At 63.7% G+C, this 11,164-nt stretch carries 12 protein-coding genes; 5 read left to right on the forward strand and 7 right to left on the reverse strand.

All coding sequences use genetic code 11. The annotated features are described in order from the left end of the window. Positions 1 to 159 precede the first annotated feature (159 nt). Positions 160 to 609, forward strand: a complete 450-nt coding sequence (locus FO013_RS21795) for a QcrA and Rieske domain-containing protein (protein WP_143924662.1) — start codon at positions 160 to 162, stop codon at positions 607 to 609. Between the two features lie 68 nt (positions 610 to 677). Here FO013_RS21795 and FO013_RS21800 read toward each other — a convergent pair whose 3' ends face one another. Genes FO013_RS21800 through FO013_RS21810 form a run of 3 tightly spaced genes read right to left on the reverse strand, consistent with a single transcriptional unit; the run spans position 678 to position 2,773 of the window. After that, positions 678 to 1,055, reverse strand: a complete 378-nt coding sequence (locus tag FO013_RS21800; protein WP_143924663.1) for a hypothetical protein — start codon at positions 1,053 to 1,055, stop codon at positions 678 to 680. After that, on the reverse strand, positions 1,052 to 2,170 hold the full coding sequence (locus tag FO013_RS21805; protein ID WP_143924664.1) for a serine hydrolase domain-containing protein: 1,119 nt from the start codon (positions 2,168 to 2,170) through the stop codon (positions 1,052 to 1,054). The genes FO013_RS21800 and FO013_RS21805 overlap by 4 nt, the downstream gene beginning before the upstream one ends. 30 nt (positions 2,171 to 2,200) lie before the next feature. Continuing rightward, positions 2,201 to 2,773: a winged helix-turn-helix domain-containing protein gene (locus FO013_RS21810; RefSeq protein ID WP_260848327.1), complete on the reverse strand. Its 573-nt coding sequence runs from the start codon at positions 2,771 to 2,773 to the stop codon at positions 2,201 to 2,203. A gap of 103 nt (positions 2,774 to 2,876) precedes the next feature. Between FO013_RS21810 and FO013_RS21815 the strand changes: the two genes are divergently transcribed. Both FO013_RS21815 and otsB read left to right on the forward strand, forming a co-directional pair. Beyond that, positions 2,877 to 3,623 (forward strand): HdeD family acid-resistance protein, encoded by a 747-nt coding sequence (locus FO013_RS21815; RefSeq protein ID WP_143924665.1) that lies wholly within the window; start codon positions 2,877 to 2,879, stop codon positions 3,621 to 3,623. Positions 3,624 to 3,694: 71 nt separating this feature from the next. After that, complete coding sequence (gene otsB, locus FO013_RS21820) at positions 3,695 to 6,340, forward strand: trehalose-phosphatase (protein WP_143924666.1); 2,646 nt, start codon at positions 3,695 to 3,697, stop codon at positions 6,338 to 6,340. 98 nt (positions 6,341 to 6,438) lie between these two features. Here the strand turns inward: otsB and FO013_RS21825 are convergent, their stop codons facing one another. Beyond that, a complete protein-coding gene (locus FO013_RS21825) occupies positions 6,439 to 6,891 on the reverse strand; it encodes a MaoC family dehydratase (protein ID WP_143924667.1) in 453 nt (150 codons plus the stop codon). Positions 6,892 to 7,091: 200 nt separating this feature from the next. Between FO013_RS21825 and FO013_RS21830 the strand changes: the two genes are divergently transcribed. Further along, positions 7,092 to 7,622, forward strand: coding sequence for a DUF1990 family protein (locus FO013_RS21830; protein ID WP_143924668.1), 531 nt, complete (start codon positions 7,092 to 7,094; stop codon positions 7,620 to 7,622). Between the two features lie 56 nt (positions 7,623 to 7,678). Here FO013_RS21830 and FO013_RS21835 read toward each other — a convergent pair whose 3' ends face one another. The 3 genes from FO013_RS21835 to FO013_RS21845 are packed head-to-tail and all read right to left on the reverse strand — an operon-like array spanning position 7,679 to position 10,657. Next, positions 7,679 to 8,959, reverse strand: a complete 1,281-nt coding sequence (locus FO013_RS21835) for a sensor histidine kinase (RefSeq protein WP_143924669.1) — start codon at positions 8,957 to 8,959, stop codon at positions 7,679 to 7,681. A 4-nt stretch (positions 8,960 to 8,963) separates the two neighbouring features. Further along, positions 8,964 to 9,980, reverse strand: a complete 1,017-nt coding sequence (locus tag FO013_RS23215; protein WP_143924670.1) for a response regulator transcription factor — start codon at positions 9,978 to 9,980, stop codon at positions 8,964 to 8,966. Further along, entirely contained in the window at positions 9,980 to 10,657 is a 678-nt protein-coding gene (locus FO013_RS21845) for a hypothetical protein (protein WP_260848329.1), read from the reverse strand. The genes FO013_RS23215 and FO013_RS21845 overlap by 1 nt, the downstream gene beginning before the upstream one ends. 145 nt (positions 10,658 to 10,802) lie before the next feature. Here FO013_RS21845 and FO013_RS21850 point away from each other — a divergent pair, with 145 nt between their 5' ends. Then, complete coding sequence (locus FO013_RS21850) at positions 10,803 to 11,066, forward strand: hypothetical protein (protein WP_143924672.1); 264 nt, start codon at positions 10,803 to 10,805, stop codon at positions 11,064 to 11,066. The last annotated feature ends 98 nt before the right edge of the window (positions 11,067 to 11,164 follow it).

Consider the following 11,164-nt stretch of genomic DNA (forward strand, 5'->3'; position numbering starts at 1 on the left):
TGGTCTAGTGGAGCGTTTCACACGACTGGCCCCACTGGAACGGCCGGCAGGTGACAGATGGACCTGTCGTAGCCAGGAAAACACGGAAAGTCCGTCTCTTGGCATTGCTGCGTCATCTCCTCGCGCTACCCTGGAAGCCGAACAACCGAGCAGCGGCCTATGGGCAGGAAACTGAGGTGCACAGTGGAAACGAACAGGCGCACGATTATTAAGTCAGCGAGTGTGGTGGGTGGCGTGGCAGTCATCGGGTCTTCTGCTGGGCTCACCTCGGCGTGCAGCTCGGAGGAACCGAACGACTCACAGTCCGACTCTGGCGCAGATGCCACCGTTGAGGCTAGCGAGGTTCCAGTCGGATCCGGAACCGTCGTCGATGAAACCTATGTCATCACCCAACCGAAGGAGGGCGAGTTCCACGCCTTCTCTTCCGTCTGCACACACCAGGGCTGCCAGGTTCGCACCGTGACCGAGAAGGAGATCGTGTGTCCGTGTCATTCCTCGAGGTTTTCGACGACTTCAGGTGAGGTGACCGACGGTCCCGCAACCGAGCCTCTCCCCGAATTTTCGGTGTCTGAAACCGACGGGAAGCTGACGATCTCCGGCGGCTCCTGAACTGAGCGGTCCGCACTTCTTGCGAGCGAACGCTTCGGCGATCTCGGTATTCTCCGACGCCGACGGGCCTAGCTCAGCAGCAGTCCCGGTATCACTAGGGCACCGGAGACAGCGAGCGTGAGGACGCTCGAGACGCTGAGGTTGGTCAGCTCCGACCGGCGCGTCTTCTCATTCTCTGCCCGCCAGGAGAGGCTCGGCCACGCCGTTACCGCCAGATACACCGCGATGACATAGCCGCCGAGGCTGAGCATCCAGACGTATAGGAACCACGAGTTCCATCCGCCGAAGTCGGCGATGAGCCGGACGAGCAGGAGCATGGCGACGGCTACGAGAAGATTGCTCAGCAGCATTGTTCGAGTTGTCGCTCGAGTTGCCCGGATGGCGGCGAAGGATCCCCACGCGACGACGACTGCGCTGGCGATCTGAGAAACGAGTTCGGGATTCATGATCGGTCTCCTGTCGACGAGATCAGGTCGGCGGCGTCGTCGACCCAATTCGCCGAGTCGACGAGGACGACGATCCCCTCGTGCGATTCGGGGTCAAAACCGAGGTAGGACCGGTATCCACCGGTGCCGCCGTTGTGCCAGGTGAGATTCGGACTGCGATCCTTCGTTGTGAACCAGGCCCAACCGATACGGTCCCTCTCGTCATAGTCTGCGCGAGGGTCGATCGCCTTCGCGCCTGGAGCCGTCCCGTCCATCGTCGCTCGCAGCCAGATGCTCATATCGTGCACTGTCGACCTGGCGGCGCCCGACGGGGCTGTCCCGCCCAGTGTCCAGGGCGCGGCCCTGAGCCCGGAGGCCGTGTAACCGTGGGGCAGTCCCTGCACCGATTCGGGCACGTACGTGCTATCCATACCCAGGGGCTCGGTGATCCGGTCACGAACGAGATCTCCGTAGCTGGATCCGGTGACTGTCGCGAGGGCCTGACCGAGGATCCCGAAGGCGAAGTTCGAGTACTCCGGCTCCTTCTCGCCCACGTCTGCATCCTTGAGGGAGTCGACGAGATCCCTCGCGGTCCCGCGATAGGGGTCGGTGTGGAGGTATCGCGAAAGTAGGCTCGCAAGGCCGTCTCCGAATCCCAGCGTCGGTTCCTGTTTGGGCAGACCCGAACGTTGCGTGGCGATCGAGGTCAGGCTGACCTGGGCGACTTCTCCTTCGAGATCGGGCCACACATCGCCAAGTCGGGTACTCTCGTCGATCTCACCCCGCTCGATGGCGTCGGCGAAGAGCGCAGCGGTGAAGGTCTTCGTGATCGACCCGATCTCGAACTCAGAATTCTCGTTCGCACCGACCCCACCCCAGGTGACCTCATCGCCGTTGACCTTCGCGGCCGCAACATGATGCCAGTGCGCGCTGCCGAGCGTCTCCTCGACCTCTTTGACCAGACCGGCATTGCCGGTGGCCTGACCTTGGAATCCGCGGGGCAACGGTGTGATGACGGCGAGGAGGGCCGCAGTGATCACAGCGGCGATGATTGCAGTCGGCCGGCGCTGGGATGTGGCTCTCTTCGGGTGCGGGGGAGGGGTGCTCGTGTGCGAGGCGTTGGTGCTGGTATCCATTTGCTGTCCTGTCCCAAGGTCAGTGCGGTGTCAGTGGGTGCCGATGAGGATGAGCGTGAGCAGGGGAATGATCTTCTGACCAGGGACCCTCCAGTGTCCGCGCCGAGAACTCTCGAGCCAGCCTGCTCCTGCGAGGGCATGGACATGGTGGTAGATCTGGCCGGTTGTGCCGAATCGGTCATCCTGGCCGAGCTGGGACACAGTGGTCGTGCCCTCGTAGACCGCCTGCAGGAGCTCAAGCCGGACTGGGTGGCCCAGTGCTGCCAGGGCAGGGGCCGCCTCGGCGAAGTTGAGGTCTTCGAGTGCAGCGGAGGGCAGGCCCATCTGCCAGGAAACCGGGGACTCGGTGCCAGGCGGGGTGATGTGACCGGTGTAGACGACACCACCTTCGTCTCCCGCATGGTCGAGGAGGCCGTTGAGGGCCCAAAAGGTATCGTCCTCGGAAGCTCGGGCCGGCCGTTGGCCTGGGGCAGAGTCAGAGGCGGCCTCGGCAGGAACAGCAGGTCCGACCCCTGCATTCTCCAGGTCGGCGACCTTGCGCTCGAGCTCCGCCAGACGGGCCTCGACTGTGGTCCTCGAATCATCCTTCGGCTGGGTACTCATAGCCCCAGAATACAATGAATACGTAATTACGTAAAGACGTTAATCGCTAGAGGAGTGCCCGGTACCAGACAGACTCAGGTGGGAGACCTAAACTGGTGGTGTGATGAGTACCGACGAACCGCGCACCGAGCCCACGCAACCGCGACCTGAAGCACTGCCCCAGGCCATCTCCGAGTCGAAAGCGCTCGGTGCTCCGATGGTCGTCCGCGGAATCCTGGGCGTCGCCTTCGGCTTCGCGACGGTCTTCTGGCCACGTGATGCGGCAAGCCCAAAACACCTGTCGATGGGCGTCGACATCGTCGACATCCTGTCCATCAGCTACCTCGTGCTCTTCGCTATCGCCCTTGTCTACCAAGCCCTCCGCTCGCCGCTGAGCGTGCGCACCGCGGTCTACGGTCAAGCTGTCATCACTATCCCCGCGATCGTGTTCCTGTTCCTTGCAGACCAACCCGCGGAACTGCGTGCGGCAATGAGTATCTGGGCCCTGCTCCACGGACTCATCGAGCTGTACAACTACCGTCAGCTCAAGTCCCACCCGATGGCCTCGGACTTTCTCATCGCTGCGGCCTGCCATGTGCTGCTCGGCGTGATCCTCATCTTCGGAGACGGATTCGGTGCGCTGTGGATCCTCGGCTTCACCGGTGTGGCCACTCTCATCGCCGGCGTCATCTTCATCATCGGCGGCTACTCACGCATCAGCAGAGCCAAGCAGATCGCAGCCGGCAAAGAGACATTCGTCAATGGCCTCCCCGCAGCCGAGACCGATGATCCAACTGCTCCCGACTCACCAGACGCTCCCGACTCACCAAACGCTCCCGACTCACCAGACGCTCCCGACGACAAGAACTGACGCTCGCCGCGCAGCCGCCGACGACCACGTCACCCGACGCCCCCAGCCGAACTCGAGAAGACCGAGGTGAGATGAGCACCGTCGAGCACGACTACGAGAATCTTTCCCCACTGACTCCCATTGCCGCCTCCGTCAGCTCCTCGGGCCTCCTGGGCGACCTGGCCGAAGCCAGCCGCGAACTCTCCCCGGAGCTCTTCCGCCGACTCTTCGAAGTCTCACGTTCACCCTCACTCCTCATCGCCACCGACTACGACGGCACCATCGCGCCGATCGTCGACCTCCCCGGCCGGGCCTTCCCGCTGACCTCCTCGGTCGACTCACTGCGCGCGCTCGCTCTGCTCCCTTCCACCTCGGCGGGGGTGATCTCCGGTCGCAGCCTCCGCGATCTCGCGGCGATGTCACGGCTGCCCCGGGAGGTCCACCTCTTCGGCTCCCACGGGGGAGAGACGGACACTGTCGCCATCGACAGCCTCGATCCGGAGCAGCGCACCGCTCTCGACGGCCTTCGGCGAGACGTGTTCCAGACGCTGCCGACCACGATCATCGAACACAAGACCACCGGCGCGGCTGTCCACCTGCGCGGGCTCGATGAGGCAGAACGCCACAAGGTCGAATCTGCGGTGGATGAACTCGTCGACACTCACGCGATCTTCCCGACTCGGGGCAAGCAGGTCATCGACCTCTCGGTCGTCCCCTCCTCGAAGGCTGAGGCTCTCCAGCGCCTGCGGCAGCAGACCGGTGCCGAGGTGGTCGTGTTCATCGGCGATGACACCGCGGACGAATTCGCCCTGGAAACGCTCGGGGAGCAGGACCTCGGGCTCAAGGTCGGCAGCGAACCCGTCGAGACCCACGCCGACTACGGGATCAACTCACCGGCGGAGGTCTCTGTCGTCCTCGCTGCGATCTATGAGCTGCGCAAGTCCTGGCTCTTCGGCAGGCGTGCGATCTCGATCCACCGGCACAGCTTACTGGGCAATGGTCAGTCGACGGCACTCGTGGACCCCAACGGCCGCATCTGCTGGATGCCGCACCCGCTGCCGCATTCCTCATCGATGTTCTCCGAGATCCTCGGGGCCGAGGCGGCCGGATTCTTCGCCGTCGAGACAGAGGCCGGCACCGCGCCGCTGACACAGCGCTACATCACCCACTCGACGTTGCTCGAGACCCGGTGGCCAGGGCTCAACTGCCTTGACTACCTGGCCCCTGTCGACGCCAACAGCGATGACACCATTGTCGTACGTGTGCTCACCGGCGACACCGCAGCCCGGATCCGCTTCGCACCGCGCCTCGACTATGCGACCGTGCCTACGCAGATGGTGCGCACAGACGACGGAGTGCAGGTGCTGGGAACCTCCGAACCCATCTCCCTGATCGCACCGGGCATCGATTTCGAGATCTGCGATGTCGGACAGTCTCACACCGCCGAGGCAGTCGTCGTACCTTCGCAGCAACCCGGAGGAGCCGTCGTGCTCGTCTTGGCCTGCGGCACCGGCACCGGTGACGCGAGGTATATGGCGACAGGTGGAGAGCACCATGTGCGCGAACGCGCCCTGAACTTCTGGACGAACTGGGTCGGCACCCTCAGCGTCCCCAGCCACCATCGGGAAGAGGTCATCCGCTCTGCGATCACCCTGCGCGCCCTCTGCCACGAACCGACTGGAGGAGTGCTCGCCGCACCGACGACCTCCCTGCCCGAAGGCATCGGCGGTGTGCGCAACTGGGACTATCGCTACACCTGGCTGCGAGACGGCTCGATGACCGTGCGCGCCCTGCTCGCTCTGGGCTCCACCGGTGAAGCCGAGGGCTTCCTGTCCTGGTTGACAGGAATCCTGGCCCGCACCGTGTCTCCCGAGCAGCTCCACCCGCTCTATGCCGTCGACGGCTCCGCACTGACCACCGAGGCGGTGCTGGCCCACCTGCCCGGATATGCGGGATCCCGGCCGGTGCGAGTGGGGAACGCGGCAGAGCACCAGGTCCAGCTCGACGTCTTCGGTCCGGTCACGGAACTCCTCAATGAACTCAGTGAGCACCTCGGCGATCTTCCGGATTCCTATTGGCAGCTGACCTGCCAGATGGTCGAGGCCGTGAGCAAACGGTGGTTCGAGGCCGATCACGGCATCTGGGAGGCCAGGCGGCCGCCGAAGCACAACGTCTACACGCGAGTGATGTGCTGGGTCACGGTCGATCGGGCTCTGCAGATCGCCGAACGCTTCGGCCGCCGACTTCCCGGTGCCTGGCGGCAGCTGCGCGAGGAGATCGCTCACGACGTGCTCGAGAACGGGTACAACGAGGAAGTCGGGGCCTTCACCGTTGCCTACGGCGAGGCCGACCTCGACTCGGCCTGCCTGTTCGTGGGGCTCTCGGGTCTGCTGCCTGCCGATGATCCGCGCTTCGTCTCGACGGTCGACGCCATCGAGCGTGAGCTGCGGGTAGGACCGACGGTCTTCCGTTACCTCTACGACGACGGGCTGCCCGGTCTTGAGGGTGGCTTCCACATCTGCACGACCTGGCTCATCGAAGCCTTCATCAAGGTCGGACGCATCGACGATGCCTGGGACCTGTTCCGGCAGGTGGACAACCTGCTCGGGCCGACCGGGCTGCTGGCCGAGGAGTACGACCCGGTGGCGGAGATGCACTTGGGCAATCACCCGCAGGCATACTCGCACTTAGGCTACATCCGCGTGGCACAGATGCTCGACGCCTACCGTCCGAGCTGAGCCAACCAGCAACCGAGAAACGGGTCGAGTGTCAAAAGACGGGTACAAGTGGGTGTTTCTCGACACGCAACCCGTGCCTCGGCGCAAGTGGCGTAGCCTCACTCGACGAGGAGAGTGACCACCTCGGCGATGCACGCAGGTCGCTCTTCGCCTTCGATCTCGATGACGTGCTTGAGGATCACCTGGGTGCCCTTGTCTCCGGGAATGACCTCGTTGACGCTGACGGTGCCGCGCAGGCGGGAGCCCACCGGCACCGGCTGAGCGAAGCGGACCTTGTTGAGGCCGTAGTTGACGCGGATGGACACTCCCTCGATGGTGAAGATCTCGCTCGAGAACTTCGGGATCAGGGACAGGGTGAAGAAGCCGTGGACGATCGTCGAGCCGTAGGGGCCCTCTGCCGCGCGCTGTTCGTCGATGTGGATCCACTGGTGGTCATCGGTGACATCGGCGAAGGTGTTGATCGCGGCCTGGTCGATCGTCGTCCACTCGGACGAGCCCAACTCGGTGCCGACGAGCGAGGTGATCTCATCAATTCCATTGAGTGTGCGCATTCTTGGTTCTCCTTTGATCCGTGACGGTTGTGCGTGACGGTCGTCAGCAGCGAGCGTCTTGCGTGTTCTTAGCGGACATTCGATTGAAGGAATGTCAGTACTTGGCACCTTACTTGTTCGCCTCGAATTTGGCACCGGTGTGTCCGGGATTCGGTAACGGCTCGACGATGATGTGCCCGGAGTTCGGTTAGGTTGGTGACATGGAACCACTGACTCAGCCGCTCTCACCCCGGTGGGTCGACCGGCCGGCAGGCTACCGCCACTTCGAATCGGCCTACTTCGTCGGGCATGGCCGCGAGACTTTCGACCGCTGCGCGGAGGAGCTCCTGCATTGGGAGGTGAAGATCCGCAGCGGCTTCGACATCTGTGTGCAGGCTTCGGAGGACGACACCGGGTCATTGAGCGCAGGCACAGGCTCCCCGCGGGTCCGCGCCGGACAGGTGCCGACGATCTTCGTGCGACTGGGGCCGTTCCGCCTGCCGGAGCCGGCACGCGTCATCGATGTCTTCGAGTCCGACTCACGACGTGGCTTCACCTACGGGACGGAACCCGGGCACCCGATCACCGGAGAGGAGTCATTCATCCTCATCCACTCTGACGATGATCGAGTCTTCCTCGTGCTGCGCTCCGTCTCACGAGCGGGAATGGGGATCTGGCGCGTCGGCGAACCCTTCGTCCGCCTCGCCCAGATCATCTACCGCAGGCGATACTCCCGCGCACTGCGCAGCTGACTGCGCCCTGCGCGAGGGCCAGCTGATCGCTCCTGCGAACCTGCCCTGCTGGAACCTCAGGCAGATTCGAGATACTGCTGGAGTGCCAAGTCCTGTGCCTCGGGGTCCGGAAAGATCGCCTCGGTGCGTGCACCACCGGTGATCGGATCATTGCTGAAGATCAGGCGAATGCCCAGCAGACGGGCCTGCCCCTGCGCGATGACGAGTCCCAGTCCCATGCCTCCGCCACCGGCGGAGACGAAGCGGGTCGGCCCGGTGTTGACGATGTCGGGTGGGTAGCCGGATCCGGAGTCGGTGATCGTGATGCTCCGGGTGCTCGTCTCCAGGCGGATCGGGTCCCCGCCGTGCTTGATCGCATTGACGAGCAGGTTGGTGATGATGCGTTCGAACCGCCGGACATCGGTGACCAGCGTCGAATTCAGAGCCGCGAACTGGGTGTCGATCTCGTGACCGCCCAGAGCACCGGAGGCCGTCATCGTGCCCAGCAGCGACTGGACCGTCTGGTCGATGTTGACGCGGGTGAACTCGGGGTTCGCGCGACCTGCATCGAGGCGCGAGACTTCGAGCAGGTCTTCGACGAGAACCTGCATGCGCTTCACTCGATCCTTGACGAGCTCGGCAGGACGCGAATCCTCTTCAAGCAGGTTGGCCGCGTTGACGAGGCCGGTCAGCGGAGTCCGCATCTCGTGTGCCAGGTCCGCGGTGAAGCGCTGCTCGGAGTCGATGCGCTCAGTCAGCCGTGTCACGGCTGTGTCGACCGCCGAGGCGAAGGCCGCGACCTCCTGGTCCGTGTCGTCGACGACATCGGCGATCCTGATGCTTGTATCTCCGGCCGCGATCTTCCGCGCGGCCTGGGCGCCCAGAGTCAGCCTGCGTGAGATGCGCCCAGCCACGATGGAGCCGACGCCGCCGACGACCAGCGAGGAGCCGATCATACCCACCAGCAGAGCCTGGTCGATGCGGCCGATGAGCTCCTGGCTGTCCTTGGTCGAAGCACGCACGGAGATCACCTCGGTGTAGGTGCCGACCTCGATCGGGGCGGCCGCCCACACGATCTCCTCACCATCAACCTCGGAGCGCATCGTCACGCTCTGGCCCTTGAGCGCCTGGGCGCGGGCGTCCTTGGGCAGCGCAGGGTCATCGATGCGGGCGTTGAGGGTGAGCACTCCGGTCTCGGAGAAGATGGCGACGGAGTTCGCGAGCTGCTCGGTCACGGTTGAGCGCATACGGTCATCCTCAGCACGGGCCGCGGACTGGCGCAGCACGATGGAGCAGGAGAGCACGGCGATGATGACCGAGGCAACGATGAGAAGGGAGATCTTCCAGCGCAGTGACATGGGATCAGCCCGCGAAGCGGTATCCGAATCCGCGGACGGTCTCGATCATGCTGGCGCCGATCTTCTTCCGCAGGCGCTGGATATGGACGTCGACGACACGGGAGTCGCCGGCCCATTCATAGCCCCAGACGGTGAAGGCGATCTTCTCACGGGAGTAGACGTGCTCGGGCTGTTCGGTCAGGAGCAGGAGGACTCTCAGTTCGGTGGGGGTGAGGTGGACTTCTTCGCCGTCGATCTCCACGGTCAGGCGACCGGTGTCGAGGACCAGGGAACCCAGGCGCGTCCGGAACGGGCCGAGCTCGCGGTCGGACTCGGTGCTGCCGTTGTTGTTCGCGCCCATGCCCTTGTAGCCGCCCTGGCTGGACACCGACTGCATAGCCGGCGAGCTGTCAGGGCGGGGAGGAACGGTGACATCGCCGCCGATCATCTGCTCGTTGCCGCTGTCGTTCATGTCCCCCGAGGTGAACTTTCCGCCTGCCCCCAGGAACGTGTCATCGGATTCGAGTTGTGCCTTCAGGCGTTCGCGGGTGTCCATGCCTGGGCTGGCTCCGAGTACCTCGGGGATTCCGTCCCCAGTGATCATGCCGCCCGGGCCGATCACGGTTTCGTGCTCCTCGTCCAAATCGGTGGTCGGGGAATAGCCGAGTTTGTCGGTGCCGGTGGTGATGAAACGGCGGACGACAGCGCGGATGCGGGCGTTGAGCACCTGCATGTCGAAAGGCTTGGTGAGATAGTCATCGGCTCCGGCTTCGAGCGCCTGGACGATGTCGATCGAATCCGAGCGTGCGGAGATGATGATGATGGGAATGGTGGACCGCTCACGCACGGCCCGGCAGATGGATGCGCCGTTCATTGTGGGCAGCATGAGGTCGAGGAGCAGAACGTCGGCACCATGTGCAGCGACGAACTCGTACCCCTCACGACCGTCGGCGAATGCCGACACCGTGTAATCGAACCGTTCCAGGCCGATCTGGGTTGTCTCCCGGATGACCTCGTCATCCTCAACCAGAACAATATGCATTACGTTTCTCCATTAAGCCGCGTGAAGCGTTGACCCGGTTCAAACCTACCTTCATGCAGGCGGAAGACCTGCACCGACCAACCCGAAGGGCAGCAGGCATCGTCACCGTCGGCGTACATCGCCTCCTGCACTACCAGTGTCCCATTCTTACCTGGGCTGAGTTTCAGCTGGTTGCCGGTGGCGATCAGCTCAAGGCGGGGTTTGCCGTCCTCTTCGCTGATGACGGCGCCCGCAACGATCTCGCTCTTCTGCTGCGGATTGGCCACCGTGACGAGTTGGAACCTCTGATCGTCACTGAGGAAGGGCGTTGAGAATTTGAGACATTCCTTGCAATCGGCGACGACCTGCGCAGACTCTGTCGCCTTCCCCGTCACTGCGACCCCAGAAGCGTCCATGATGAGCTTGCGGATCTCCGTGAGCGAGAAGGGGTCGTCGGGTGGGCCCGAATCTTTGTTGGCAGGTTCGAACAATGAGGGGGATGTCTCACCTTCAGGTTCGACCCGCAATCCCCTGTCCGGACCGCATGCGGTCATGCCCGCCAGCGTGAGCGTCGCAAGGACGGTTGCGATCACTGCTCTGCTGATTGTGCGCGGGCGCGACTTCTGACCAGGGGTGACCTGGTTCGGGCTGAGCGCGCGCGACACCTCATCTGAGGGGCGCCGAATGGGGATGGGCACGTAGACATTTTTGCTTGTTCTGCTCGGGTAGTCCACCTGAGTCCCGTTTCGGGCGAATCAGGAACGGTCGATTGCCCACCTCGCCTCCGGGCTGCCGAGCGACCTCGGTGCACCAATTCTCAGCTGAAGTCGGTACGCTGGGGTCATGGCAGCATCGAAGTCTGAGAAGAAGTCCACCAGCACCGTGTCCTACAAGGATGCGTTCAAAGCGGGGCTCGTCTGCGGCGTCGCCGTACTGATCCTGTCGCTCATCGTCACCCGCGCCTGGCAGGACCCGACCGCGTTCGGATTCGCCTTCGTCTATGCCGGTGTCGCGTTCGTCCTGGTCAGCGCCTGCGCCTGTATTCTCAACTGGGTGATGCGCAATGACACCCAGAATGACGATCAGACCTACCCGATCCTCAAATGAGCACAGCGGTCCTCGCGTAACCCCTGCCAGCAGACAGGACCCCCGCCAGCAGACGTGCCCGTTATATTCATTGTCAAGCAACGGCCGGGGTCTTCTGC

The sequence above is a fragment of the Brevibacterium aurantiacum genome (assembly GCF_007558825.1).
Taxonomy (GTDB): domain Bacteria; phylum Actinomycetota; class Actinomycetes; order Actinomycetales; family Brevibacteriaceae; genus Brevibacterium; species Brevibacterium aurantiacum_A.

Excerpts from the sequence above, each read along its gene's own strand:
- FO013_RS21850 (WP_143924672.1), top strand. The coding sequence starts at position 10,803 with ATGGCAGCATCGAAGTCTGAGAAGAAGTCCACCAGCACCGTGTCCTAC.
- FO013_RS21830 (WP_143924668.1), top strand. The coding sequence starts at position 7,092 with ATGGAACCACTGACTCAGCCGCTCTCACCCCGGTGGGTCGACCGGCCG.
- FO013_RS21815 (WP_143924665.1), top strand. The coding sequence starts at position 2,877 with ATGAGTACCGACGAACCGCGCACCGAGCCCACGCAACCGCGACCTGAA.
- FO013_RS23215 (WP_143924670.1), bottom strand. The coding sequence starts at position 9,980 with ATGCATATTGTTCTGGTTGAGGATGACGAGGTCATCCGGGAGACAACC.
- otsB (WP_143924666.1), top strand. The coding sequence starts at position 3,695 with ATGAGCACCGTCGAGCACGACTACGAGAATCTTTCCCCACTGACTCCC.
- FO013_RS21795 (WP_143924662.1), top strand. The coding sequence starts at position 160 with ATGGGCAGGAAACTGAGGTGCACAGTGGAAACGAACAGGCGCACGATT.
- FO013_RS21800 (WP_143924663.1), bottom strand. The coding sequence starts at position 1,055 with ATGAATCCCGAACTCGTTTCTCAGATCGCCAGCGCAGTCGTCGTCGCG.
- FO013_RS21805 (WP_143924664.1), bottom strand. The coding sequence starts at position 2,170 with ATGGATACCAGCACCAACGCCTCGCACACGAGCACCCCTCCCCCGCAC.
- FO013_RS21835 (WP_143924669.1), bottom strand. The coding sequence starts at position 8,959 with ATGTCACTGCGCTGGAAGATCTCCCTTCTCATCGTTGCCTCGGTCATC.
- FO013_RS21810 (WP_260848327.1), bottom strand. The coding sequence starts at position 2,773 with ATGAGTACCCAGCCGAAGGATGATTCGAGGACCACAGTCGAGGCCCGT.
- FO013_RS21825 (WP_143924667.1), bottom strand. The coding sequence starts at position 6,891 with ATGCGCACACTCAATGGAATTGATGAGATCACCTCGCTCGTCGGCACC.